This window comes from Pseudomonas sp. R3-18-08 (assembly GCF_003852065.1).
Lineage (GTDB): Bacteria > Pseudomonadota > Gammaproteobacteria > Pseudomonadales > Pseudomonadaceae > Aquipseudomonas.
Window position 1 is genome coordinate 2,732,295 of the sequence record NZ_CP027729.1, and the last position, 26,120, is coordinate 2,758,414.

A 26,120-nucleotide genomic window follows, 5' to 3' on the forward strand; every position below is an offset into this window, starting at 1 on the left:
TCACACCCGATCGCTGATATGCAGCGACGAAGCGAAGGCTAGCCAGCGGATTGAGCAGGCGCAAGGCCGAAGGATTGTCTAGGAAACGTCCTGCAAATTAAAGCGATATGGATTGCTGGCCTTTAACAATGCATGTCGAGCAGGCGGCGCAGGTCAATTGTGGGAGGGGGCTTGCCCCCGATGGCAATGGATCAGTGACAAGTATGTTGACTGACACACCGCTATTGATCGTTCCCACGCTCTGCGTGGTAATGCCTCCTGGGACGCTCCGCGTCCCGCCAAGCAGCCGTGACGCAGAGCGTCACGGGCTGCATTCCCACGCGGGAGCGTGGGAACGATCTTAGGTGGGGGCTTGCCTCGTGTCAGGGGTTATTTGGGGTAAAGCGGCGGCAAGCTGGTGGTATCGGTGGCCGGGTCTTGTTGGCGCTCGGCCACGGGGATGGCTTTGATCGCACGCCACAGGTCTTCACCCAGCCAATACTGGCCACTCTCGCTGTACAACGCGCCGTTCAGCCCGTCCAACGCATCCGACAGCGGCACGAACCGTGCGGCCATGTCGGCGAGGGTTTCCGGTTGTTGGCGGGCCCAGGCATCCAGGGCCTGGCGGGTGGCGTGGGGGTCGTTGGCCTGGGTGGCGCGCTTGAGGTCGTCGAGCAGGGTGCGCGGGCTGGGGCCGGTTTGCGCGGCGCGTTGCACGGCGGGTTGGCGGCGGGCGCGCCACCACAGGCCGAAGCCCAGCAGGGTAGTGCAGGCCAGCAGCAAGGTGCTGAGCTGCCACAGCCACAGGCGTTCGTCATCCGGGGCGGTGATGACGGTCGGCGTGGCGGGGGTGTCCACCACCAGGCTCGGGTTGACCGCCACTTGCAGGGTGCGGGCCGGCAGGCTGGTGCGTTCCAGGTGGTCTTCGTGGGTGTTCCACCACACCACTTCCACGGCGGGCAGTTCCAGCGCACCGGCACGGGTGGGCACCAGTGCCTCGCGGTCTTCGCGGCTGCCGACCAGGCCACGGTCGCTGGTCTGGTTGCCCAGTACCGGTTGGTCCGGGTAGCGGCGCAGGCCGTTGACATCGGTACTGGGCAGCGCCGGCAGTTGCGCGCTGGACAGGCCCTCGACCTTGACTGTGAGGCTGCGCGTCAGCGAGTCACCGACCTGCACATGCTCAGGCGCCGGGTTCCAGGCTTCGTCCAGGCTCAGGCTGCGCGCCGGCAACCAGGGCGTGTCGGCAGGGTAGAACTCGGGCTTGGGCTTGACCGTCAGCGCAAGCGGCGCTGAGCTGGCGTGGATCAGCTTGCCCGGCTTGGTGCCCTGCAGCGTGTTCTCCTGGGGAGGGCGCGATTCCACCAGGGTCGCGCTGAAGGTCTGTGCCCCAATCGCCAAGGCCCCGCTGTGCTGCGGGTAGATTGCGTAGCGGGTTTCGATCACGCCATGGCGAATGCTGTTGATGACTTTTTCATAGGTGCGCGACTCGCCCAATTGCTCGACCCGTGCGTCGGGAATTTGCAGGGGCGTGAGGCTGCTGTCGTCATACAGCGACACCGAGTGATACACGCGCACCGTCAGCAGAGCCTGGGCCTGCACGTAAACGCTGGTCTGGTCGAGGTTGGCTTCGACGAACACCGGTGCCAGTTCGGCGCTGGTGTTCTGGCTGGCGGTTTCCAGCACTTGCAGGGTGATCGGCTGGGTCTTGAGGTCGCCCACTTGCAGGGGCGGGATCACCACGGTGCCGTTTTCCCGGGGCAGCAGGGTGATGATCCAGCGCGTGGTCGCGTGGTTATCGCCGCCCAGGGTGGTGAGCTGGTTGATCTGGCGCGTGCCGCTGACTTCGAACTGCGCATCCAGGGGCGACAGGTCGGGCTTGCCGAACTTGGTCACGTCGCTGGATTCCACCGTCAGCTCCACCGTTTCCCCTGAGTTGAGGCGGCTGCGGTCGACGCTGGCGACCAGGTTCGCCGCCTGGGCGTGGCCTGCCGACAAGGCGAGCAAGAGCAGAAGGGTGGTGCGGCGGCTCATCGAGTCTTGTCCTGATGTTGTTGCTGTTCGTACCAGAATTTGCGTCGCAGCAGTTCACCGGGGTTGTCCGGGATCTGTTGCAGCCATTGCTCCAACGCCTGGCGATGTTCGCCCTCAAGGCTGGCATCGGCGGGGCGTAGCGGCGGCGTGGTGGTTTGCTCGTCGCCGAGCTCGCTGCCTGGCACGTCGTTACCGTCGGTTGGCGGCGCGCCAGCGGTGTCGGTGGCGCCGCTGGCGGCCTGGCCCTGGGTGGATTGTTCGCCACCTTGGGCATTTTGCCCGTCGGCGCCCGGTTGCGCAGTTTGGCCGGGTTGGGTGGTTTCGTCATCCTGGTTTTTTTCGGGTTGGTCGGGCTCAGGCTGGGCTTGTTCGCGCAGCAGGTTTTCCACCAGCGCCTTGTTCTTCAGGGCCGGCTGCAGATCGGGCTGGGCTTCCAGCGCCTGTTCGTAGGCATCGATCGCGGCTTCCAGCTCACCCGATTGGGCCAGGGCATTGCCGCGATTGTAGTGGGCGTAGGCGTTGTCACCCTGGGCAAAACGCTTGATGGCTTCGGCATAGTTACCGGCTTCGTACAGGGCCACGCCTTGCCACTGCGGGTCCTGGAAGCGTTCGGCGGCCTCGGCCGGGCGTTTTTTCTTCAGCAGGTACTGGCCTTGCTGGTCGGGGCGCAGCCACAGGTCCTGGAATTCGAAGGCATAGCTGGGCTGCGGTGCGGCCATCAACAGCAGCGGCAGGCAGAACAGCCAGCCGCGACGCCCGGCGCAGGCGGCCAATAGCAGCAGCGGCAGGAGCAGCCAGTAACCCTGGTCGGCCCAGGTGTCCAGGCGCAGCAGTTGACCGTCGTCGCGCAAGGCCTGGGGCGGGTCGAGTACGCCGAGTTGGCGCAGGTCTTTGTCGTCCAGGCGCGCGGCTCGGTAGCGGCCGCCCATTTCGCTGGCGAACGCTTTGAGGGTCGGGCTGTCGAGACGTGGGATCAGGATCGCGCCCTGTTCGTCCTTGAGAAATTCGCCGCTTTCCTGGGTGACTGGCGTGCCTTCACGGCTGCCGATGCCGAGGATCGACAAGCTCGGCGCCTGGCTGCCTTGCAACAGCAGCCGGATACCCTGGCGCTCCTGTTTGGACAACGACGAGCCGATCAGCAGCAGGCGCCCCTGGCCGAGGCCGCCGTGCTTGAGCAGGGCCAGGGCTTTTTCCACGGCCAGGTCGGCGCGGTGGCCGGGCTCGGGCATGATCGAGGGGCGCAGCGCTTCAAGCAGGTTACGGCTGGTGGCCAGGTCATCCGACAGTGGCACCAGGGTGTGGGCGCTGCCGGCATACACGACGATTGCGGTTTGCGCATCGGTGCGTGCCTGCAGCAAGTCATAAAGCTTGCGCCGCGCCTGTTCGAGACGGTTGGGCGGGCTGTCGGTGGCGAGCATTTGCGGGGTGAGTTCCAGCAGCACCACCAGCGGGTCGGAAGGCTTCTGGCTGAGTTGTTCAACCCGTTGCCAACTGGGCCCCAGCAGCGCCAGCAACGCCAGCAGCCAGGCGATGCCCAGTACGACCCAGGGTGATTTGCTTTCGCGGCCGTTGCCGCCACTGAGCAGCGTGGCATGGAAAGCCGGGGGCAGGATGAGCTGCCAGCGCCCGGCGCGTTTTTGCCGGTGCCACAGTTGCCACAGCAACCAGCCGAGCAGCGGCAGCAGCAACAGCCACCAGGGGCGCAACCAGTGCGGCCACAAGGCGATCATCGACGCCTCCGCAAGCGCAGGCGCTTGAGGCGCTGGCGCCATTCCGGGCTCTGTGGCAGGAACATGCCCTTGCTCGACAGTTTGGTGTACAGCCGCTGCAAGGCGTTGTTCGGCCAGCGTTCGTGCACCACCAGCAACAGGCTGAGGAGCAGCGCCAGGGCCAGCGGGCCGCTGTACAACGCGTGGGCCGGGCGGGCCTGGGTGGGCTGCTGTTCGACGGGCTCGAGGGTGTCGAGGGTGGTCTTGACCTGTTCCAGCTCGTTGCCATCGCGGGCGCGGAAATACTGGCCGCCCGTCGCCTCGGCGAGGGCCTTCAGCGCCGGTTCGTCGAGGTCCAGGCTCGGGTTCACGCCGAGAATGCCCAGGGAGCCGGTTTGCTCAGGGTCGGCGCCGATGCCGATCGGGTAGATTTTCACGCCTTCTTCAGCGGCCAGGCGCGCGGCGGTGAGCGGGTCGATTTGCCCGGCGTTATTGGCGCCGTCCGTCACCAGGATCAGCACGCGGCTTTGCGCCGGGCGCTGGCGCAGGCGTTTCAGGGCCAAGCCGATGGCGTCGCCGATGGCGGTGTTCTTGCCGGCGATGCCGATGCGCGCTTCATCCAGCCAGGTGCGCACGGTGCGCCGGTCGAAGGTCAGCGGCGCTTGCAGGTAGGCCTGGCTGCCGAACAGGATCAGGCCCACGCGGTCGCCTTCTCGGCCCTCGAGAAAATCCCCGAGCAAGTGCTGGACCAGCGCCAGGCGGCTGACGTCCTCGTCCTGCCAGTGCATGTCGGGAAAATCCATGGAGCCGGAGACATCCACCGCCACCAGCAAGTCGCGGCCACTGGCGGCAATCGGCAGCGGCTCGCCGAGCCATTCCGGGCGGGCGGCGGCGGTCAACAGCAACAGCCACAGCACCACGAACGGTGCCTGCTGGCGCCAGCCCGGCAGGTTCACCCGGGCGCGACGCCGGGCCAGGCTTTCGAGGTCGTTGAGGTAGCTGACTTTCAAGGCGGGTTCGCCACTGTCGGCCGCTGGCAGGACCAGGCGCATCAACCACGGCAACGGCAACAGGGTGAAGATCCACGGCCAGGCGAACTCAAACATGTTTGCGAATCCAGGTGTCGACGGCTTGGGTCAGGCCCGCGATGGCCTTGTCGTCGAGTTTGCACTCGGGCTTGTAGGCGCCTTCGACCAGCACCATCCAGCGCGTGAGGCCGGCGGCGGGGCAGCGGTTATCGAGGAACGCCAGCCATTTGCGGCCGTTGAGGGTGTGGCTTTGGCTGTAGGGATAGTCGTTGCGGCACAGGCGCTTGAGCAAGCCATTGAGTTGCTGCAGCCAGGCTCCGGCGGGCGCGCCGTCATAGGGTTTGGGCATCAGCGCCAGCTCGGCCAGGGCGGCAATGCGCAGCGGGTCCAGCGGTTGTTCGGCGCGGGCCACGGGGCGGCGCGTGGGCAGGAAACGGCGCAGCCACCACAGGCCCCAGCCCAGCATCGGGAGCAGCAGCAACAGCAGCCACCAGCCCGGCGCGGGCGGCCAGAAGCCGATGGCTGGCGGAGCGATCAGCGGTTGCAGTTGGTCAAGGCTGCTCATTGTTTTCTGACCGGGCGCTGTGGGTTGAGGTATTCACGCAGTTGCTCGACCATTTCACTCTGGGTGCTCAATGGCATCAACAGCACGCGCAATTTTTGCGCAAGCAGCTCCCAGCGGGCGATGCGTGCTTCGGCCTGAGCCTTGTAGGCCTGGCGCAAATCGAAATTGAGCGTATCGAGTTCCAGTTGCGCGCCTCGTTGCGCGAAGCGCAGCAGCCCGGCGGCGGGCAGGGCGTGGTCCAGCGGGTCGGAGATGGGCAGCAGCAACAGGTCGCAATGGCGCGACAACAGGCTCAACTGCTGCTCGGCGCCTTCAGTCAGCGCCCGTTCATCACAGATCACAATGCCCAGGCTGCCGGGGCGCAGCACTTCGCGGCCACGGCGCAGGGCCATGCCCAGCGCGTCGGCTTCAGGAAGGCTTTCGGTGTTCAGGCTCTGGTTGACCCGCACCAGGCGGTTAAGCAGTTGCAGCAGGCTTTGCTTGCTGCGCCGGGGTTTGATTTCGTAATGCTCGCTGTCGCCGAACACCAGGCCGCCCACGCGGTCGTTGTGCCCCAGCGCGGCCCAACCGATCAGGCTGGCGGCTTGTGCGGCGAGCACCGACTTGAACATCTGCCCCGAGCCGAAGAACAGCCGGCAGCTTTGCTCGACCATGATGAAAATCGGCCGCTCGCGCTCTTCGTGGAACAGCTTGGTGTGGGGCTCCTGGGTGCGCGCGGTCACGCGCCAGTCGATGGTGCGCACGTCGTCCCCGGCCTGGTACACGCGCACCTGGTCGAAATCCACACCGCGCCCGCGCAGCTTGGAGTGGTGCAGGCCGATCAGCGGGCTGCGCTGGCCGGGGGTGGAGAACAATTGCACTTCACGCACGCGATGGCGCATCTCGATCAGCTCACTGAGCGTGACGTGGATACCCGCGCTCGCGTTCATCGGCTTCAAGCGACGGCAACGACGTCAAGAATGCGTTGCACCACGCGGTCCTGGTCAACGCCTGCGGCTTCGGCCTCGAACGACAGAATGATGCGGTGGCGCAACACGTCGAACAGCACTGCCTGGATGTCTTCGGGGCTGACGAAGTCGCGCCCGGCCAGCCAGGCATGGGCGCGCGCGCAACGGTCGAGGGCAATGGAGCCGCGCGGGCTGGCGCCGTAGGCGATCCACTCGGCCATTTCCGGGTCGAACTTGGCCGGGGTGCGCGTGGCCATGACCAGCTGCACCAGGTATTCCTCCACCGCATCGGCCATGTACAGGCCGAGAATTTCCTTGCGCGCGGCAAAGATCGCCTGCTGGCTGACGCGGCGCTCGGGCTTGGTTTCGCCGTTGAGCGCTTCGCCACGCGCCTGCTGCAGGATGCGCCGTTCGACGGCGGCATCCGGGAAACCGATCTTGACGTGCATCAGGAAACGGTCGAGCTGGGCCTCCGGCAGGGGGTAGGTGCCTTCCTGCTCGATGGGGTTTTGCGTGGCCATCACCAGAAACAGCGGCGACAGCTCGTAGGTGCTGCGGCCCACGCTGACCTGGCGCTCGGCCATGGCCTCAAGCAGCGCAGATTGGACCTTGGCCGGTGCGCGGTTGATTTCGTCCGCCAGCACCAGGTTGTGAAAGATCGGCCCCTGCTGGAAGACGAAGCTGCCGGTTTCCGGGCGATAGATTTCGGTGCCAGTGATGTCGGCGGGCAACAGGTCGGGGGTGAACTGGATACGATGGAACTGCGCTTCGATACCTTCGGCCAGCTCTTTGATGGCCTTGGTCTTGGCCAGGCCCGGTGCGCCTTCGACCAGCATATGGCCGTCGGCGAGCAGGGCGATCAGCAGGCGATCGATGAGTTTTTCCTGGCCGAGAATCTGCGTAGAAAGAAAGGTTCGCAGCGCAAGCAGCGCTTCACGATGTTCCATCGATGACGGTTCCTGGAAAGATGAGCCCGGGTGTCAGGGAAAAACACCGGCCTGGGGCGCTTACTTTAATGCATCGTGGGGTGCGGCGACTAACGGCGTGACGGGTATTTTTGGCAAAACTTGTAGGAAATTTGTGTAGGTGGTGCGCTTTCTGTTGTGAAGGCCGTCAATGTGGGAGGGGGCTTGCTCCCGATTGCGGCGGGCCAGTCATATAGAAGTGCCTGACACACCGTCATCGGGGGCAAGCCCCCTCCCACATTGGATTTCTGGTGGTCTTAAATCCGCGTGTAGGTGCCAGTGCCTTTGAGGATGTTCTGCAGGGTTTCTTCGACCTCGGCCAGGTCGGAGGCGGCCGTGGCGTGGGTGATCTGCAACTGATCCTTGCCCCCCAGCGCATCCGCATCGCCGGCCGCCAGTTCGATCAATAAGCTGGTGTCGCCCAAGGTGACTTTCAGCCCATCCAGGGTCGAAGGCTCGTAATCCCAGGTCAGTTCCACCTCGTCTTCATCCGGATACCGGCTCAGCATGAACATCTCGCCGTTCTTGCCGTGGCAGCAGAGCATGGCCATGCGGTCTTCTTCGTCGTCGCACGGCGTCGCTATCAGGGCATCGGTTTTCAGCTGCAGCATGGGGAATCCTGTGTGGAGGAGGGCGTTTGCGCCGGGCAATTGTGCCATTTCGGCGAATTTTATGCTGCATTGTGTGTCAGACCGAGTGCATGACCTGGCGGGCCAAAGCAGTCATTTTTGATACTGGCGGGCCTGAATATTGCCGGTTGCCCAAGTCGCAACCCCACACCTGCTTACCGATGACCGAATATGTCGCAGCACCGCAAGCAGCGGGCTTCCTACACTCGTTAAGCTGCGCAACGGATGTGCCCCGCGTCAGGCGCCTGACCTGCCCGTCGTACCGTCACCCGGCGCGGTGTGCATCTTGTGGAAGTTGTATGTGACCTGACTGTCTTGTCCAGCTTCACCCACCTGTCACTCTGATTGGTTTATGGTGCTTGTCATCACTACCAGAACAGAGCTGACGGTCTCCCCGCAAGGGGATAACACGCGACGCTTCCATCAATAACAAGCCCAAGCGGAGTACCACAGATGGCGTTCTTCACCGCAGCCAGCAAGGCCGACTTCCAGCACCAACTGCAAGCGGCACTGGCGCAGCACATCAGTGAACAGGCACTGCCACAAGTGGCGCTGTTCGCTGAGCAATTCTTCGGCATCATTTCCCTGGACGAACTGACCCAGCGTCGCCTTTCCGACCTGGCCGGTTGCACCCTGTCTGCCTGGCGCCTGCTTGAGCGCTTCGACCACACCCAACCGCAAGTGCGGGTCTACAACCCCGATTATGAACGTCATGGCTGGCAGTCGACCCACACCGCGGTCGAAGTGCTGCACCATGACCTGCCATTTCTGGTGGACTCGGTACGTACCGAGCTCAACCGCCGTGGCTACAGCATCCACACCCTGCAAACCACCGTGCTCAGCGTGCGCCGTGGCAGCAAGGGCGAGCTGCTGGAAATCCTGCCCAAGGGCACCCAGGGCGAAGGCATCCTGCAAGAATCGCTGATGTACCTGGAGATCGACCGCTGCGCCAACGCCGCCGAACTGAATGTGCTGAGCAAAGAGCTTGAGCAGGTGCTGGGCGAAGTGCGCGTGGCCGTGGCCGATTTCGAGCCGATGAAAGCCAAGGTCCAGGACCTGCTGGCCGGTGTCGACGCCAGCGCGTTCGTGATCGACGGCGAAGAAAAAGCCGAGATCAAGAACTTCCTTGAATGGCTGGTGGGCAACCATTTCACCTTCCTTGGCTACGAAGAGTTCGTGGTACGTGACGAGGCGGACGGCGGTCATATCGAATATGACGCCAGCTCTTTCCTCGGTCTGACCAAACTGCTGCGCGCCGGCCTCACCGCCGAAGACCTGCGCATCGAAGACTACGCCGTGGCCTACCTGCGCGAACCGACCGTGCTGTCGTTCGCCAAGGCTGCACACCCCAGCCGTGTGCACCGCCCGGCTTATCCGGACTACGTGTCGATCCGCGAGATCAGCGCCGACGGCAAGGTCATCAAGGAACACCGCTTCATGGGCCTGTACACCTCCTCGGTGTACGGCGAAAGCGTGCGGGTGATCCCTTACATCCGCCGCAAGGTCGCGGAAATCGAGCGCCGCTCGGGCTTCCAGGCCAAGGCGCACCTGGGTAAAGAACTGGCCCAGGTGGTTGAAGTACTGCCGCGTGACGACCTGTTCCAAACCCCGGTCGATGAGCTGTTCAGCACGGTGATGTCGATCGTGCAGATCCAGGAGCGCAACAAGATCCGCGTATTCCTGCGCAAAGACCCGTACGGCCGTTTCTGCTACTGCCTGGCCTATGTGCCGCGTGACATCTATTCCACCGAAGTGCGCCAGAAAATCCAGCAAGTGCTGATGGATCGCCTGAAAGCCTCGGACTGCGAATTCTGGACCTTCTTCTCCGAATCCGTGCTGGCCCGTGTGCAGCTGATCCTGCGGGTTGACCCAAAGAATCGCCTGGACATCGACCCGCTGCAGCTGGAAAAAGAAGTGGTGCAGGCCTGCCGCAGCTGGCAGGACGACTACGCCAGCCTGGTGGTGGAAAGCTTCGGCGAAGCCCACGGCACCAATGTGCTGGCGGACTTCCCGAAAGGTTTCCCGGCCGGCTACCGCGAGCGTTTCGCCGCGCACTCGGCCGTGGTCGACATGCAGCATCTGCTCAGCCTCACCGAAGCCAACCCGCTGGTGATGAGCTTCTATCAGCCGCTGGGCCAGGTTTCCGGCCAGCGCGAGCTGCATTGCAAGCTGTATCACGCCGACACCCCGCTGGCGCTGTCCGACGTGCTGCCGATCCTGGAAAACCTCGGCCTGCGCGTGCTGGGTGAGTTCCCGTATCGCCTGCGCCACGCCAACGGCCGTGAGTTCTGGATCCATGATTTCGCGTTCATCGCCGCCGAAGGCGTGAACCTGGATATCCAGCAGCTCAACGACACCCTGCAGGACGCGTTCGTGCATATCGTCCACGGCGATGCCGAGAACGATGCGTTCAACCGCCTGGTGCTCACCGCCGGCCTGCCATGGCGTGACGTGGCGCTGCTGCGCGCTTACGCCCGTTATCTGAAGCAGATCCGCCTGGGCTTCGACCTCGGCTACATCGCCAGCACCCTGAACAACCACACCGACATCGCCCGCGAGTTGACCCGGTTGTTCAAGACCCGCTTCTACCTGGCGCGCAAGCTCACCGCCGATGACCTGGAAGACAAGCAGCAACGCCTGGAACAAGCGATCCTCAGCGCCCTGGACGACGTTCAGGTGCTCAACGAAGACCGCATCCTGCGTCGCTACCTCGACCTGATCAAGGCGACCCTGCGCACCAACTTCTACCAGTCTGACGCCAACGGCCAGAACAAGTCGTACTTCAGCTTCAAGTTCAACCCCCATGCAATCCCCGAGCTGCCCAAGCCGGTGCCGAAGTTTGAAATCTTCGTCTACTCGCCACGCGTCGAAGGCGTGCACCTGCGCTTTGGCAACGTGGCCCGTGGCGGCCTGCGCTGGTCCGACCGTGAAGAAGACTTCCGTACCGAAGTGCTCGGCCTGGTAAAAGCCCAGCAAGTGAAGAACTCGGTGATCGTGCCGGTGGGCGCCAAGGGCGGCTTCCTGCCGCGTCGCCTGCCGTTGGGTGGCAGCCGTGACGAGATCGCGGCCGAGGGCATCGCCTGCTACCGCATCTTCATTTCCGGCCTGTTGGACATCACCGACAACCTCAAAGACGGCGCCCTGGTACCGCCGGCCAACGTTGTGCGCCATGACGACGATGACCCGTACCTGGTGGTGGCGGCGGACAAAGGCACTGCGACCTTCTCCGACATCGCCAACGGCATCGCCATCGACTACGGCTTCTGGCTCGGTGACGCGTTCGCCTCCGGCGGCTCGGCCGGTTACGACCACAAGAAAATGGGCATCACCGCCAAGGGCGCGTGGGTCGGCGTGCAGCGTCACTTCCGTGAGCGCGGCATCAATGTGCAGGAAGACAGCATCACCGTGGTGGGCGTCGGCGACATGGCCGGTGACGTGTTCGGTAACGGCTTGCTGATGTCCGACAAGCTGCAACTGGTCGCGGCCTTCAACCACCTGCACATTTTCATCGACCCGAACCCGAACCCGGCAACCAGCTTCGTCGAGCGCCAGCGCCTGTTCGAACTGCCGCGTTCGGCCTGGACCGACTACGACACCAGCATCATGTCCGAAGGCGGCGGTATCTTCTCGCGCAGCGCGAAGAGCATTGCCATCTCGCCACAGATGAAAGAACGCTTTGACATCAAGGCCGACAAACTGACCCCGACCGAACTGCTCAACGCCTTGCTCAAGGCGCCGGTGGACCTGTTGTGGAACGGCGGTATCGGTACCTACGTCAAGGCCAGCACCGAAAGCCACGCGGATGTGGGCGACAAGGCCAACGACGCGCTGCGCGTCAACGGCAACGAGTTGCGCTGCAAGGTGGTGGGCGAGGGCGGTAACCTGGGCATGACCCAGCTGGGGCGTGTGGAATTCGGCCTCAATGGCGGCGGTTCCAACACCGACTTCATCGACAACGCCGGTGGCGTGGACTGCTCCGACCACGAAGTGAACATCAAGATCCTGCTCAACGAAGTGGTGCAGGCCGGCGACATGACCGACAAGCAACGCAACCAGTTGCTGGCGAGCATGACCGACGAAGTCGGCAGTCTGGTGTTGGGCAACAACTACAAGCAGACCCAGGCCCTGTCCTTGGCCGCGCGCAAGGCTTACGAGCGTGCCGCCGAGTACAAGCGCCTGATGAGCGACCTGGAAGGCCGTGGCAAGCTGGACCGCGCCATCGAGTACCTGCCGACCGAGGAGCAGCTCGCCGAGCGCGCTGCAGATGGCAAGGGCCTGACGCGTCCAGAGCTGTCGGTGTTGATTTCCTACAGCAAGATCGACCTCAAGGAAGCGCTGCTCAAGTCCCAGGTACCGGATGACGAGTACCTGACCCGTGACATGGAGACCGCGTTCCCGCCGAGCCTGGTGGCCAAGTTCTCCGAGGCCATGCGTCGTCACCGCCTCAAGCGCGAGATCGTCAGCACCCAGATCGCCAACGACCTGGTCAACCACATGGGCATCACCTTCGTTCAAAGGCTCAAAGAGTCGACCGGCATGAGCCCGGCGAACGTGGCTGGCGCCTATGTGATCGTGCGCGACATCTTCCACCTTCCGCACTGGTTCCGTCAGATCGAAGCCCTGGATCATCAGGTGTCCGCCGATGTGCAACTGGAGCTGATGGATGAGCTGATGCGCCTGGGCCGTCGCGCCACGCGCTGGTTCCTGCGCAGCCGTCGCAACGAGCAGGACGCCGGGCGTGATACCGCGCATTTCGGTCCGCACCTGGCGGCGCTGGGCCTCAAGCTCGACGAACTGCTGGAAGGCCCGACCCGTGAAGGCTGGCAGAACCGCTACCAGGCCTACACCCAGGCCGGCGTACCGGAGTTGTTGGCGCGCATGGTTGCAGGCACGACCCACCTGTACACCCTGCTGCCGATCATCGAAGCCGCCGACGTGACCGGGCATGACGCCGCCGAAGTGGCCAAGGCCTACTTCGCCGTCGGCAGCGCCCTGGACCTGCCGTGGTATCTGCAGCAGATCAGCGACCTGCCGGTGGCCAACAACTGGCAGGCCCAGGCCCGCGAAGCCTTCCGCGACGACGTGGACTGGCAGCAACGGGCGATCACCATTTCGGTACTGCAAATGGCCGACGCGCCACAAGACATGGAAGCCCGCGTGGCCCTGTGGCTTGAGCAGCACCAGGACATGGCTGATCGCTGGCGCGCAATGATGGTGGAAATTCGTGCAGCGGTTGGCACGGACTACGCCATGTATGCAGTGGCCAACCGTGAGTTGCTGGACCTGGCGTTGAGCGGTCAGTCGGTGTTGCAGCCGGCGTGATGCGTTTGTAGTACCCATGTGGAAGGGGGCTTGCTCCCTCCCACACTGATCGTTCCCACGCTCTGCGTGGGAATGCCTCCCGTGACGCTCCGCGTCGCCCGCTCTCAGTCGGGACGCGGAGCGTCCCCAGCGGCATTCCCACGCAGAGCGTGGGAACGATCAGCTCAAGGGTGTTTGAGCAATTTGCTTTCCAGGTGATCCAGATGCTGGGTCATCAAGCCCACCGCAGTGCTTATGTCGCGCTGCTCGATCGCATCCACAATCGCTACATGCTCCTGCCACGCGCAATACGTGCAGGCTTTCGCTTCATATTGGGCAATCACCAACGACGTCAACGGCACCAGGCTGTTGAGGAACTGGGCCAGCGGGCCATTGCCTGCGATAGCGGCCAATAACAGGTGAAACTCCCCGGACAAACGCAGCGCAGGCCCGCGCTGGTCACGCTCGATGCAGTCGCGTTCGCGGCCGATCAATTCCCGTAACTGACGTAGTTGTGCACCGGTGGCCTGGGCGCACACCAGTTGCACCACGGTAATTTCAGTCAGGCGCCGCGCTTCGAGGATCTGCCGCGTCTGGTGCGGGTCCGGCGCCGCCACCTGGGCGCGCTGGTTGGGGCGCAGGATGATCACTTGCTGGTGGGACAGTTTGGCCAGCACCCGACGAATCACACTGCGGCTCACCCCAAAGGTTTCACCCAGGCTTTCTTCGGTAAAGCGGCTGGCCGGGGCGATGCGCTGCTCAAGGATCGCATCGAACAGGCGTGGGTAGATGTCATCCACCGAGGGCTTTTTGCCCGCTACCAGACGCAGTGCGGGGAGGAGGGGGTCGCGTTGCAGCGCGTGAGCGTTCATGGCTGGTCTCCAGAGTATCAACTGCCCAGATGGTCGTCCGGGATGTTCAAGCGGATGCCCATGCGCAGGCCTTCCTGCAGGATGTGCCGACGCATTTCGGCACTGGCCAGGGCGCTGTTCTTGTTACGGATGGCTCGCACCACCGCCTCGTTCTCGCGCAGGCGCTCGGCCAGGTGTTCAGGGGAATTGCGCAGCACCTGGGCGCTTTGCTTGAGCGCATTGCTGGTTTGTTGCACCACGTTCTGGAAGATCGGGTTGGAGGTCAGGGCGAACAGTTCTTCGTGAAAGCCGATATAGGCGTTCATGCCGGCTTCGGCATCGTCGGCATCGAGGGCTTCGCGCATGTCCATCAGGGTCAGGCGCAGTTGGCCAATTTCCTTGCTGCTGATGGACTGGGCGACCAGGCCGACGATGAAGGGCTCGAGGGTGTAGCGCAGTTGCAGGATGTCTTCCAGGCTGGCGTCGGCCACCGCGTCGCTCGACTGCGGCCCGCTGACACTGGTTTCCAGCACCACCACGCCTTTGCCAGGCATGGAGCGCACCAGGCCGAGGGTCTCCAGCACGATCACGGCTTCACGCAGGCTCGGGCGGCTGATGCCCATCTGCTCGGCCAGTTCACGCTGGCCGGGCAGCATTTCCCCACGCCGCCACTGGCCGCGCGCCAGGGCGGCGCGCAGTTTTTCTACGACTGAATTGACGACGGTTGAGGTGCTGATCACGTCGTTATCTCCTTAATGTTGCGAATACGGCAGTAAATCTTGTGATGAACCAATGTGGGAGGGGGCTTGCCCCCGATAGCGGAGTGTCAGACAACACTTCTGTAACTGAACTACCGCTATCGGGGGCAAGCCCCCTCCCACAGTTGATAGGTGTGGTACATGAGATCAGTTAGAACTCCTGACGCGCCGGCACCACCGGCTTCTTGGCCTGGAAGGCATATCCTTGCTGGCCGTCGAGCACCTTGTTGGCACGCTGGATATCAATGTCTTTTTCCCAGCGCGCAATCGCCACGGTAGCGACGCAGTTGCCGATCAGGTTAGTCAAGGCGCGGCCAATGCCCATGAACCAGTCCACCGCCAGGACCAGCACCAGGCCGACCACCGGAATCGCCGGGATCGCCGTAAGCGTTGCCGCCAGAATCACCAGCGCCGAGCCCGGAATACCGTGGGCACCTTTGGACGTGATCAACGATACCAGCAGGATGGTCAGCAGGTCGGTCATCGACAGCGGGGTGCCGGTGGCGTTGGCGATAAACACGATGGCCAGGGTCAGGTAGATCGAAAAGCCATCCAGGTTGAACGAGTAACCGGTAGGAATCACCAGGCCAACGGTGGAGCTGCCGATACCCAGATGCTCCAGCTTGCGCATGATCTGCGGCAGCACCGCGTCGGAAGAAGCCGTGCCCATCACGATCAGCAGTTCTTCGCGCAGGTACTTGAGCAGCGGCAACATGCGCAGTCCGGAAAGGCGCATCACCAGGCCCAGGATCAGCCCGACGAAGGCAAAGCAGGTCAGGTAGAACAGGCCCACCAGGCTGCCCAGGTGTTGCAGGGAGTCCAGGCCGTAGGTGCTGGTGGTGAACGCGATTGCGCCGAACACGCCAATCGGCGCCAGGCGCACGATCATGCCCATGATGCGAAAGATCACATGGCTCAATTCATTGATCAGCCGCGAGATCCCGGAAGCCGCTTCACCTACCAGGTTCAGCGCGCTGCCGAACAACACGGAGAACAACAGCACCTGCAGCACGTTATTCTCGGCAAAGGCACCGATCACTGAGTTGGGAATCAGGTCCATCAGGAACTGGCTGGTGCCGCGAATGTGCTGGCCCTTGTCGGCCAGTTCATTCAGGCCGGCGGAGGACAGTTGCTCCAGATGAATATTCGCGCCGCTGCCGATGCCGGTGCTGAAGGCCATGATCAGGCCAAGCACCAGGGCGACGGTGGTCAGCACTTCAAAGTAGATCACTGACTTCAAGCCGATGCGCCCGACTTTCTTCAAGTCGCCGGCGCCGGAAATGCCGCTGACCACTACGCAGAACACGATCAGGCCGATCAGCATTTTGATCAGCTTGATAAAGCCATCACCCAGGGGTTTGAGTTGCGAGGAGAATTCGGGAAGGGCCAGGCCGCAAATGACGCCGAGCATCAGGCCAATCACGACTTGCAGGAAAATCGAACGCGAGCACCATCTGAGCATGGGAAGGATCTCTATTCGGTGCCCTGGTGGATCCAGGGCTTAATTGTTGTGGTCTTACCGGTAAGTCCAGTGCGCGGCCAGTCTACGCTCGGTTTTTTTCAAACCACAAGCAAATATTCCGCGGTCGACGGATGCCGGTCTGACCAGTGCGCCTGCAACCGCGATGCTTGAGCGGTTGACGGGGCGCAAATTTTTTTGCGTATCATCCGCGCTCGGCATGCGAGGTGATAAATGGACCCATCAGGGCTGACAACGGACGAAACCGGGCGCACCCACTGCGCTTGGCGCAACGCCGCGCCGCAATACCCGCAGTACCACGACCACGAGTGGGGCGTGCCGGTGGCGGATGACATCCAGTTGTACGAGAAGATTTGCCTGGAAGGTTTTCAGGCGGGTATGGCCTGGATCACCATCTTGCGCAAACGCGAGCAGTTTCGGCAGGCATTCGACGGCTTTGATTTTCACAAGGTGGCGCAGTACGGCGAGGCGCAGATCGAACGCTTGATGAACGACCCCGGTATCGTGCGTAACCGGGCGAAGATCCTGTCCACGATCAACAATGCGCGCCGCGCCTGTGAGCTGGTCAGCGAGACCGGTTCCCTGGCGCGCTGGGTATGGTCTTTCGAGCCCGGCCCCGAGGAGCGCCCGGCGCTGGTGGACATGGCGTACTGGACGGCCAACCCGACGTCACCGGCTTCGGTGCGACTGTCCAAGGCGCTGAAGAAACGTGGCTGGACCTTTGTCGGCCCGACCACGATGTATGCGTTGATGCAGGCGATGGGGATGGTCAATGATCATCTGCAGGGTTGCGTTCGCCGTGAGCAAATCGAAGTGCTACGCCGCCAATTCGAACGACCCTGAGTCATTGCCTCAAAGATATTTGAGCCAAGTGATATCCCTGCGCCGCGCCTTAAGCCCGGCAAACCAGCGCACCGGCCGATACAACGCCAGGGGCAGCGCCAACGCCGCCAACCACACGGCGCCCATGCTGTCGAAACCGAAGTAATTGCCGTGGTTAAGCCCAAACACCGCGACAGCAGCGACATACAACAGTTTGAGCACATACAGGTGCAACAGATAAAAGAACATCGGCGCCGCGCCAAATACCGCAAGGATGCTGATCCAGCGTTTCTGCCCGGGCCGTTCGAACGCCAGCAGCAATAGCAGGCCGACGCCCAGCGTCAGCGCCAGGAACAACAGCGAAGGCGGGTATTTGGTGATGTTCAAGAAGCTCATCACTGTCTGCACGCCGCTGTCATAGGCCTGCCAGGGTTTTTCGCCATAGCCGTTGGCCGCCCGCAGCAGCACAAAACCCAGCAACGCACCGGCACCCGCCAGCAGCAAATAACGCTGGCGTATGGCGGGCAGGGCGGCATTTGCAAACCATGGGCCGAGGCCGTAGCCCAGGGCGATCACGCCGATCCACGGCAGCACCGGGTACGTCACGCGCAGGCGCAGGGTATCGGACACCTCGATCCAGCTGCGCTCATGCAGGATCGACCAGGCAACCTGCAGGGCCGATCCGGGCGCGAAATGCACGCCGTCGAGCAGGTTATGCCCGGCGATGATCGCCAGCGCCAGGGTGATCAGCAACGGGCGCGGTAACCACACCAGCGCGGCGAGGGCGAGCATGCTCACGCCAATCGCCCAGATCACCTGCAGGTAAATCACACTGGGCGGCAACTGGAAGGTCCAGGCGAAGTTGACCAGCGTGAACTCCAACACCACCAGAAACAGACCCCGCTTGAACAAAAATGCCGACACCGCGCGCCGGCCCTGGTATTTCTGCCCATACAGCCAGGCCGACAAACCGGTGAGCAGCACAAACACCGGCGCGCACAAATGGGCGAGGGTACGGCTGAAAAACAGCGCCGGCTCGGTCGTGTCGATGCTCATCGGGTCGCCCACCTGGCGATGCAGCAGGAAGGTTTCGCGCACATGGTCGAGCAACATGAACAGGATCACCAGGCCGCGCAGGGCGTCAATGGAAAGCAAGCGTGGGCGTAGCGCAACGGCATCAGTCATGGGGCGGTTCACAAGGCTGGGCGGAAAAGAGGCGTTATTCTATAACATTAAGCAGCACCTTGCCGTGCTGCGCAGGGGCACGCTCCGGCGCGCTTAATCAGCTTTTGCACTATTCCCACCAGGAATGCCCCCATAAAAACCGCGCATTGTCTTTATCGTCCCGGATCTCGTAGCGTTAGGCCTCATTTCAAGGAGATCGTCCATGAGCCACCGTCCGCTGCGCCTCTACGTTGATTCGCTGTTTACCAGCCCTTATGCCCTGTCGGTGTTCGTCGCGCTGCAGGAAAAAGGCTTGGCATTTGAAACCCTGCCGATGGACTTGGGCGCCGGCCAGCATCAGGCTGCGCAATACGCGCGTTTGTCGCTGACCCAGCGGGTGCCGACGCTGGAGGACGGCGAGTTCTCCCTGTCGGAATCCTCGGCAATCACTGAATACCTGGACGAAGCCTACCCCGAGACGAGCGTTTACCCCGTCGACCTGCAGCAGCGGGCGAGGGCGCGGCAGGTGCAAGCGTGGCTGCGCAGTGACTTGCTGCCGATCCGCCAGGAGCGTTCGACGCTGGTGGTGTTCTGCGGGCAGAAGATGCCGCCCTTGTCGCCACTGGCCGGCGCGGCGGCAGACAAGTTGATCAGCGTGGCGCAGGGGTTGCTGGCGGGTAACCCGGATTACCTGTTCGGCAGCTGGTCGATCGTCGACGTGGACCTGGCGCTGATGCTCAATCGCCTGATCCTCAACGGCGACGCAGTGCCTGCCGAGCTGGTGGCGTACGCGCGGCGTCAGTGGCAAAGGCCATCGGTGCAGGCGTGGGTCAACCAGCCACGCCTTGGGGTGTAGCGCTCTTGTTGATTTGCGCGACGCGCCGGTCCAGGTCTTCCCAGTCGGCCATGCCCAGCACGCGCGTGGTATTCAAGCCGCGCAGGTAGCCACGCAGTTGCTGGGCACTGGAGGCTTGCTCGTCGGCGCCACTGGCCTCGTTCAGCAGCACATTTTCATATTCGACCAGGTAATCGGCGACCCGCTCGCGAAACTCCGGCAATACGGCTTCGCGGATGCGGTCGAAGGTTTTCTGGTGAGGCTTCATGGCGTCGTCCTTATAGGTTTTATGGGGCTGGGCTGCCTGACACTATCGGTTCAAATGATAGTCACCATCAAGGATCACAAGTTCTGTTTTTATGGCAAAGGCGCAGAATCCGCTCATCGAAACGCTGCTCAAGGAACTGCGCGATGAGGACAATAATCCAGCTGGCTTTGATGACTCTGATGCTCGGCACTGTGGTGCTGGCCAACCCGGCGATTGCCGATGAGCTGCGTACAGGCCATTTGCTGCCACTCGTTGCTAGCGTAGACTCCCTGCAGCGCGCGCAGTCGGTGGGGGTGTTGTACAGCGAAAACACGCGCGACAACCTCAGCTACCTCGAGCGCTACCACGCCATGGCGCTCAATGGCGCCAAGGATGCCCTGGATGCACGCATTCGCGAGGCGTTCGTCAACAGCTCCGATCCGGAACTGGCCATCGACTGGCTGATGCATTCGCTGCAAGGCACATTTGTCTCGGTCACGGTCTATGCCAGCCTGGATGACTTGGTGCAGGCGCATCCGGACGTGGTGGTGGTGCTCGATACCCATAACCAGCTGCTGACCCCGCGTAATGACGTGGTCGAGGCGCGCTTTACCGCGCGGTTCTATGACGCCGACCTGCAATACATCGCCAAGGCCGAAGGCTCGGTGGATAAGCAGGTGCCGTCGGTGTGGGTGCATGACAAGTCAGCACTCGAGATTGCCGCGCAGATCGAGCAGCAGCGAGATGTACAACAAGATGCCTTGAAGCAGTTCGATGCGTCGCTAAAAGCCTTGGTCCGCGCCGGTTGATACGCGGGCCGATGCAAACCTATCTGTTATTTTCAGGAATGTTTATGCGCTCTTTTTTCGCCCCGGCCCTGGCCTTTGCTTCGCTGCTGCTGACCGGTTGTATCACGGCGCCCAATGCTCCCTCGCTGACCCTGCAAACCACCAAGACCCCCGAAGGCTATGTGCAATGCGTATTGCCCAAGCTTGAAAAGCACGGCATCACCTCGACCGTGACCCAGAACTCACGCCACGCCAAGGTGCTGTTGACCAGCAAGGTCGCGGCCGATGATGTGCTGGAAGCCTACAAATCCCAGGATGGCACTAAGGTGTTCCTGTATGAGCGCAAGCCCCTGGCTTCGGCACTCAAGCCGTCGCGGCTCGAGCAGGCGGCGCAGGATTGCCAGTAATCTCAGCCACTGCACAAACAAAATGTGGGAGGGGGCTTGCTCCCGATGGCGGTGTATCAGCTATACATAAGCTGACTGACACACTGCTATCGGGAGCAAGCCCCCTCCCACATTTACTGTGTACTTAGCTAGGGTTTTGCTTCGTTGCTGAAGTTGTTCACCGTTTTGACCAACCCTTGCGCCGCCAATGCCACTAATTCACCGCCTTTCTCCACCGTCGCCAATGCCGGGTCCGAGCCCATGCGCCCGTCGGGGAAGCGTGCGCGGAAGTCCAGTGCTTCGCGGATCGGGCCGGTGTTGGCGATTTTCGGCGAGTAATCGGCTGACTTGATCGAGTCCGGGTAGGCCCATTGCGTCACGGCAATCTCCGACGGCGTCGCGTGGCTGCCATGGCCCACCGGGAACTGGCGCTGCGCCAGGTCGGTGACGCCCTCCAAATCCCACCAGTTGACCAGCTTCAGCGCGAAGCCGGCCGGGCGGCGGGCATAGCTGGCTTCGGCATAGAGCTCGGAAAACGCCGCTTCGATGGTGGCAATATTGCCGCCGTGGCCGTTCAGGAACAGGATCTTGTCGAAGCCATGCCCGGCCAGCGAGCGCACCCAGTCGCCGATTGCGGCGATAAAGGTGGAAGGGCGCAGCGAGATGGTGCCGGGAAAGCCCAGGTGGTGCTGGGCCATGCCGATATTGAAGGTGGGGCCGACCAGGATGTCGGCATTCTTCTGCGCCTCGACGGCGATGATCTCCGGGCACATCCAGTCGGTACCCAGCAGGCCGGTGGGGCCGTGTTGTTCGTTGGAGCCGATGGGGATCACCACCGTGCGGCTGCGCTCCAGAAACTGTCCGATCTCGATCCAGGTGGATTTATGTAGAAGCATGCGACGCTCTCTTTTATCTGTGGGGACAGGCTATCCGCCACGGATTGTACGACTACTCGCCACCTGTTGGGGTTTGCAATTGAGATAGGTCGAAGACTTCAACCAGCGCTGGTCGGGGTACCAGGAGAACATGAACTGCCCGTCCTTGAGCTTGTCCACCACTTGGCGCGCGACTTGCGGGCGCACCGCCGGGCAGCCCTGGCTGCGGCCGATACGGCCTTCGCGCTTGCTCCACAACGGACTGACGTAGTCGGCGGCATGAATCACGATAGCGCGGTCGCGGGCCAGGTCATTGAAACCGGGCTCCAGGCCGTCCATGCGCAGCGAGTAGCCGTGGGTGCCGAGGTAACTTTCCTGGGTGCGGAACAGGCCCAGGCTGGACTGGTGGCTGCCTTCGAGATTGGAAAACGCGGTGGCGAAGTTTTCACCGGACTTGGCACCGTGGGCCACCAGGTCGCGCAGGACCAAGGTTTTTTTGCGCAGGTCGAAGATCCACAGCCGACGGGCGGTCGAGGGCTGGGAGTAGTCAATCACCGCCAGGCGATCGGAACGTTCCTCGCCATTACTGACCGCGCACTGCACCGCGTTCAGCGCGCTTTTCAGCACGATGGGATTGAGTTCTGGAGCCGAGCGCGCCAGGCTGCTATACAAAGAAGGAGGGGGGCCATTGGCGGCGAGCGCAACATTGCTCAGTAACGCCAGGCTCCCGGTGATCAAGCCCAGTTTGGTGATGCCGAGCCGGCGGATAAAAGTCAGCATCTACAGTCGATTTCCCCGCTGTGGAGTGGAGCTAAGTCAATTGTTCAAAAAACACGCATGTTACTTGAGCATTTGCCTGCTCGTTACACCACTGGTCGCCACAGCCGAAACGCTGCCGCTGGAACCGCTGCCGGTCACGACGCCTGCGCCGGTTGACCTGGCGCCGCTGCAACAGGCGCTGGCGCAGTTGCCCAGTGTCTGCCCGCAGCTCGCGCCGCGTATCGATGCCACCGCGCAATTGCGTCTGCAAGCCTTTTACCAGCAGCAGGGCGACACGCCGCTGTGGTCGGATGATGCGCGCCGGCAAGCCTTGCACAGCCAGTTGTTGATGCTGGCCGACGACGGCCTGGACCCCACCCACTATAGCTTGCCTACCGCAGATGCCACGGCCAACGTGCTGTGCAGCGATATCGCGGTCAGTCAGCAGTACCTGCAAGCCCTGCAGGACTTGCATTACGGGCGCCTGCAGCAGTCGCGCTTCGAACCGCTGTGGCACGCCCAGCCGCCGGCCGTCGATCCAAACACCGCGTTGCTTGCCTTCGCCGCCACCGGCCTGCGGGACATGGCCCAGGCGTTCGACCAGGCGCGGCCCAGCGCGGATTTGTATCGCAGCCTGCGTAACGCTTATTCCAGCGTGCGCCAGCAGCCGTTGCCGCATTGGGAGGCGGTCGGCGACGGGCCGCTGTTGCGCCCAGGCATGGAAGACCCACGGGTGCCGGAACTGGCCCGGCGGCTCTACAGCGGCGGTTACCTGACCCAGGAACCCAAGGGCAGCGCCAAGCAGTACCGCGCCGAATTGGTCGCTGCGGTCAAGGCCTTCCAGCTCAGCCATTCCTTGCAGTCCGACGGGGTGATCGGCGCCGGCACCGTGGCCGAACTGAATATCAGCCCGGCGATGCGCCGCGACCAGTTACGCATCAACCTCGAGCGGTTCCGCTGGCTGGCCCAGGACCTGGAGCCCGAAGGCGTGGTGGTCAACGTCGCGGCCGCGCAACTGAGCGTGTACCAGAGCGGTATTCCAGTGTGGCAAACCCGCCTGCAAGTCGGCCGCGCCGAGCGCCAGACACCGTTGCTCAAGTCACGTATCACGCGGTTGACCCTCAACCCCACATGGACCATTCCACCCACCATCATGCGCGAGGACAAGCTGCCGGCCATCCGCCTCAACCCGGAATATCTGCGCCAGCAGAACCTGCAAGTGCTCGACGCCGAAGGGCACCCGCTGGCACCCGAGCAGGTCGACTGGGCTCACCCTGGCAATATTTTGCTGCGCCAGGAGGCGGGGCCGCGTAACCCGTTGGGCAAGATCGTGATGCGCTTTCCCAACCCGTATTCGGTGTACCTGCACGACACGCCGAGCCAGCCGCTGTTTACCAAGGGGCCACGGGCGTTCAGTTCGGGGTGCGTGCGCGTTGAGCAACCGTTGTTATTGCGCGACCTGCTGGTCAGCCCGGCCGAACGCACGCGCACCGACGAGTTACTGGCCACCGGCGTGACCCATGAATTCAGGCTGGCCACGCCGGTACCGGTGCTGCTGGGCTATTGGACGGTGGAAGTGGATCGCCAGGGCAGCCTGGTGTACGCGCCGGATATCTACGCGCGCGACCCGGTGTTGATCAAGGCGATGGGGGTTGTGCTGTAGAACTGAATGGCTTGGTAGCAATATGGAAAAGGGCTTGTGTGGGAGGGGGCTTGCTCCCGATTGCGGTATGTCAGTCAGTTTATCTGTAGCTGACACACCCTCATCGGGAGCAAGCCCCCTCCCACATTTGGATCTGTGTTCATTCAGTTAATTATTCCGGCATCAGTTGCTGACGGCATTCCAGCACAAGCCGTGCGCCGCCCAGTTCGCTGGTGCCGACCTCCAGCTTGAAGCCGTGCAGGTTGATGATCGCCGCGACAATCGACAAGCCCAGGCCAAAACCGCCTTGCTGATCACTTTCATCGACCCGGTAAAAGCGCTGGAACACCGACGCGCGTTCGGCGGCCGGAATGCCTGGCCCGGAGTCGAGGACGTCAATCCGCGTGCTGCCCAGGTCATTGACCGCGCGCAGGATCACCTTGCCTTGGGGCGGGGTGAATTTGATCGAATTGCTCAGCAGGTTGGCCAGGGCCTCGAACAACAGGGCGCGGTCGCCGGTAATCCAGGGCAGTGAGTCCGGGGTCTGCAGCACCAGTTCCAACTCACCTTCTTCTGCCAGGGGCAGGTAGAAGTCGTGCAGTTCGCGCAACAGCGGCAGTGGGTCCATCAGCAAAAAGCCGGAACGGCGCTGGTGGTCTTCCAGTTCGGAAATGCGCAGTAATCCGCGAAAACGTGCCATCAGCGTGTCGGTTTCGGCAATCGCGTCATCGAGTTTCACCGCATGGGCCGAGTCTTCCTCCGCCTGCTGCTTGATGCGGTACAGCTGCGCGCGCAGGCGCGTCAGCGGGGTGCGCAAATCGTGGGCGATGTTGTCGCACACGCCCTTGACCTCGTTCATCAGCTTTTCGATGCGGTCGAGCATGGCGTTGACGATGGCCGCGAGCATGTCCAGCTCGTCGCGCCGGTCGGACAGGGGCAGGCGGTGCGTCAAGTCGCCGGCGACGATGGCTTCGGCGCTGGCCTGGATCCCGCGAATGCGGCGCAGCGGACGCCGACGCAGCAGGTGCCAGCCGGCGGCGCCGGGGATGATGGTCAATGACACGGCCCACAGCAGGGCATGCCAGATGATCCGGGTCACCCCAAACAACGAACCGTTGGCGCGCACCAGCACCAGCCAACGGCCGTCTTCGGTGTGGGTGGCCACGGCGTCGCAGCTGTCCTTAGGCAGTTTCGGGTCATCGGAGTCGACGCAGTTGGCCAGGGCGTGAATCTTGCCATCCAGGGGCAGGTCGGGCGGTACGGCGCGGATCGGCCCGCTCAAGGGACGAAACTGCTCGTCGAACAGGCCATAGGCATCCACGCCCTTCATGTCGAAGGTCATGCTGGTGGTCAGCGCGTCTACCAGTTCTTCCCCGTCGAAATGCTGGAATAAATGCTGGCGCTGCATCAGCGAATGGCGCGACAAGTCGCTCAGATACCCCGACACTTCGTAATACAGCACCCCCATGAGGATGCAGCTCCACGCCACGAACAGCGAACTGTACAGCGCCAGCAAGCGGCTGCTGGAAGAGCGCCAGCCCTTAGAGGGGTTCAGCAATGACATAGCCCGAGCCTCGTACCGTGCGGATCAGCGGCGGCAGGCCCGGTGGGTCGATTTTCTTGCGCAGGCGACCGATGTGCACGTCGATCAGGTTGGTGCCGGGGTCGAAGTGATAACCCCAGACTTCCTCGAAGATCATCATTCGCGACAGGATCTGCCCGGTGTTGCGCATCAGAAATTCGAGCAACTTGTACTCGGTGGGCAGCAGGCTCAGCGGCTGCTCGGCGCGGCTGGCTTCGCGGCTGATCAGGTTCAATTCGAGGTCGGCCACGCGCAGTGCGGTTTCGAATTCCTTGACCGTGCTTTTACGCCGCAGCAGCACCTCGACGCGGGCGGCCATTTCATCGGACGCGAAGGGTTTGGTCAGGTAATCATCGCCGCCGGCGCGCAGGCCGCGCACGCGTTCGTCGACATCGGAGAGGGCGCTGATCATCAGGATCGGCGTCGATACCCCGATGGTGCGCAGAGTGGTGACGATGGCCAGGCCATCCAATTCGGGCAACATGCGGTCGAGGGTGATCAGATCGTAATCACCACTCACGGCACGGACCAGGCCTTCGCGGCCATTGTCCACCCAGTCTACGTCCAGTCCATGGCTACTCAGCTCGGCGACGATCTCGCGGGCCGTTACGGCGTCATCCTCGATGGTCAAAATGCGGGTCATAGGATTACCTGGTGAGCGTTCACACTAGAAGTGCGGACATTTTGCCAAGAAGTTGCTGAATGTTTCCTAAATAAAACTTCATCTACGCAAATCGGTACTTCCAAGCCTTGCCCAATTCAGTGTGGGAGGGAGCA

The 26,120-nt window shown here is 62.7% G+C and carries 22 protein-coding genes; 6 read left to right on the top strand and 16 right to left on the bottom strand.

Annotation, left to right across the window (positions count from 1 at the left end; all coding sequences use genetic code 11):
• Nucleotides 1–369: 369 nt before the first annotated feature.
• The 7 genes from C4J92_RS12475 to C4J92_RS12505 all read right to left on the bottom strand — a co-directional run bounded on the left by C4J92_RS12475 (nt 370) and on the right by C4J92_RS12505 (nt 7,835).
• The gene (locus C4J92_RS12475) at nt 370–2,010 is read right to left on the bottom strand and encodes a BatD family protein (protein ID WP_124404054.1); all 1,641 of its coding nucleotides are present in this window, start codon (nt 2,008–2,010) and stop codon (nt 370–372) included.
• Nucleotides 2,007–3,740 carry a tetratricopeptide repeat protein gene (locus C4J92_RS12480; RefSeq protein WP_124404055.1) on the bottom strand — a complete coding sequence of 578 codons (1,734 nt, stop codon included), beginning with the start codon at nt 3,738–3,740 and terminating at the stop codon, nt 2,007–2,009. Before C4J92_RS12480 ends, C4J92_RS12475 begins: the two co-directional genes overlap by 4 nt.
• Nucleotides 3,737–4,825 carry a VWA domain-containing protein gene (locus C4J92_RS12485; protein WP_124404056.1) on the bottom strand — a complete coding sequence of 363 codons (1,089 nt, stop codon included), beginning with the start codon at nt 4,823–4,825 and terminating at the stop codon, nt 3,737–3,739. Before C4J92_RS12485 ends, C4J92_RS12480 begins: the two co-directional genes overlap by 4 nt.
• Nucleotides 4,818–5,312 (bottom strand): DUF4381 domain-containing protein, encoded by a 495-nt coding sequence (locus C4J92_RS12490; protein WP_124366887.1) that lies wholly within the window; start codon nt 5,310–5,312, stop codon nt 4,818–4,820. The genes C4J92_RS12485 and C4J92_RS12490 overlap by 8 nt, the downstream gene beginning before the upstream one ends.
• Complete coding sequence (locus C4J92_RS12495) at nt 5,309–6,241, bottom strand: DUF58 domain-containing protein (protein WP_124362678.1); 933 nt, start codon at nt 6,239–6,241, stop codon at nt 5,309–5,311. The genes C4J92_RS12490 and C4J92_RS12495 overlap by 4 nt, the downstream gene beginning before the upstream one ends.
• 5 nt (nt 6,242–6,246) lie before the next feature.
• On the bottom strand, nt 6,247–7,206 hold the full coding sequence (locus C4J92_RS12500; RefSeq protein WP_020301524.1) for a MoxR family ATPase: 960 nt from the start codon (nt 7,204–7,206) through the stop codon (nt 6,247–6,249).
• A gap of 275 nt (nt 7,207–7,481) precedes the next feature.
• Nucleotides 7,482–7,835 (bottom strand): hypothetical protein, encoded by a 354-nt coding sequence (locus tag C4J92_RS12505; protein WP_124404057.1) that lies wholly within the window; start codon nt 7,833–7,835, stop codon nt 7,482–7,484.
• A gap of 471 nt (nt 7,836–8,306) precedes the next feature.
• Between C4J92_RS12505 and C4J92_RS12510 the strand changes: the two genes are divergently transcribed.
• Entirely contained in the window at nt 8,307–13,175 is a 4,869-nt protein-coding gene (locus tag C4J92_RS12510) for an NAD-glutamate dehydrogenase (RefSeq protein ID WP_124366889.1), read from the top strand.
• Nucleotides 13,176–13,339: 164 nt separating this feature from the next.
• Here C4J92_RS12510 and C4J92_RS12515 read toward each other — a convergent pair whose 3' ends face one another.
• The 3 genes from C4J92_RS12515 to C4J92_RS12525 all read right to left on the bottom strand — a co-directional run bounded on the left by C4J92_RS12515 (nt 13,340) and on the right by C4J92_RS12525 (nt 16,225).
• On the bottom strand, nt 13,340–14,026 hold the full coding sequence (locus C4J92_RS12515) for a GntR family transcriptional regulator (protein WP_124404058.1): 687 nt from the start codon (nt 14,024–14,026) through the stop codon (nt 13,340–13,342).
• Between the two features lie 17 nt (nt 14,027–14,043).
• Entirely contained in the window at nt 14,044–14,745 is a 702-nt protein-coding gene (locus tag C4J92_RS12520; protein ID WP_124362682.1) for a FadR/GntR family transcriptional regulator, read from the bottom strand.
• A gap of 169 nt (nt 14,746–14,914) precedes the next feature.
• Nucleotides 14,915–16,225 (bottom strand): C4-dicarboxylate transporter DctA, encoded by a 1,311-nt coding sequence (locus C4J92_RS12525; protein WP_124404059.1) that lies wholly within the window; start codon nt 16,223–16,225, stop codon nt 14,915–14,917.
• Between the two features lie 231 nt (nt 16,226–16,456).
• Here C4J92_RS12525 and C4J92_RS12530 point away from each other — a divergent pair, with 231 nt between their 5' ends.
• On the top strand, nt 16,457–17,086 hold the full coding sequence (locus tag C4J92_RS12530; RefSeq protein WP_124404060.1) for a DNA-3-methyladenine glycosylase I: 630 nt from the start codon (nt 16,457–16,459) through the stop codon (nt 17,084–17,086).
• A gap of 9 nt (nt 17,087–17,095) precedes the next feature.
• Here the strand turns inward: C4J92_RS12530 and C4J92_RS12535 are convergent, their stop codons facing one another.
• Nucleotides 17,096–18,250 carry a DUF1624 domain-containing protein gene (locus C4J92_RS12535; protein ID WP_124404061.1) on the bottom strand — a complete coding sequence of 385 codons (1,155 nt, stop codon included), beginning with the start codon at nt 18,248–18,250 and terminating at the stop codon, nt 17,096–17,098.
• A gap of 202 nt (nt 18,251–18,452) precedes the next feature.
• On the opposite strand from C4J92_RS12535, the gene yfcF reads away from it, so the two are divergent.
• A complete protein-coding gene (gene yfcF / locus C4J92_RS12540; protein ID WP_124404062.1) occupies nt 18,453–19,085 on the top strand; it encodes a glutathione transferase in 633 nt (210 codons plus the stop codon).
• Here the strand turns inward: yfcF and C4J92_RS12545 are convergent.
• Entirely contained in the window at nt 19,060–19,332 is a 273-nt protein-coding gene (locus tag C4J92_RS12545; protein ID WP_124404063.1) for a hypothetical protein, read from the bottom strand. The two genes, yfcF and C4J92_RS12545, sit on opposite strands and share 26 nt — an antisense overlap.
• Nucleotides 19,333–19,475: 143 nt before the next feature.
• Between C4J92_RS12545 and C4J92_RS12550 the strand changes: the two genes are divergently transcribed.
• Nucleotides 19,476–20,120, top strand: a complete 645-nt coding sequence (locus tag C4J92_RS12550) for an ATPase (RefSeq protein ID WP_124404064.1) — start codon at nt 19,476–19,478, stop codon at nt 20,118–20,120.
• 44 nt (nt 20,121–20,164) lie between these two features.
• Entirely contained in the window at nt 20,165–20,506 is a 342-nt protein-coding gene (locus tag C4J92_RS12555; protein ID WP_124404065.1) for a hypothetical protein, read from the top strand.
• Between the two features lie 128 nt (nt 20,507–20,634).
• On the opposite strand, the gene C4J92_RS12560 is transcribed toward C4J92_RS12555, so the two are convergent.
• Entirely contained in the window at nt 20,635–21,381 is a 747-nt protein-coding gene (locus tag C4J92_RS12560) for a creatininase family protein (RefSeq protein ID WP_124404066.1), read from the bottom strand.
• Nucleotides 21,382–21,411: 30 nt separating this feature from the next.
• Complete coding sequence (locus tag C4J92_RS12565; RefSeq protein ID WP_124362691.1) at nt 21,412–22,140, bottom strand: murein L,D-transpeptidase catalytic domain family protein; 729 nt, start codon at nt 22,138–22,140, stop codon at nt 21,412–21,414.
• A gap of 40 nt (nt 22,141–22,180) precedes the next feature.
• Between C4J92_RS12565 and C4J92_RS12570 the strand changes: the two genes are divergently transcribed.
• Nucleotides 22,181–23,782, top strand: a complete 1,602-nt coding sequence (locus tag C4J92_RS12570) for a murein L,D-transpeptidase (protein WP_124404067.1) — start codon at nt 22,181–22,183, stop codon at nt 23,780–23,782.
• Between the two features lie 151 nt (nt 23,783–23,933).
• Here the strand turns inward: C4J92_RS12570 and C4J92_RS12575 are convergent, their stop codons facing one another.
• Nucleotides 23,934–25,325, bottom strand: coding sequence for a HAMP domain-containing sensor histidine kinase (locus C4J92_RS12575; protein ID WP_124366898.1), 1,392 nt, complete (start codon nt 25,323–25,325; stop codon nt 23,934–23,936).
• Nucleotides 25,303–25,986 (bottom strand): response regulator transcription factor, encoded by a 684-nt coding sequence (locus tag C4J92_RS12580; RefSeq protein WP_122539638.1) that lies wholly within the window; start codon nt 25,984–25,986, stop codon nt 25,303–25,305. Before C4J92_RS12580 ends, C4J92_RS12575 begins: the two co-directional genes overlap by 23 nt.
• Between the last annotated feature and the right edge of the window lie 134 nt (nt 25,987–26,120).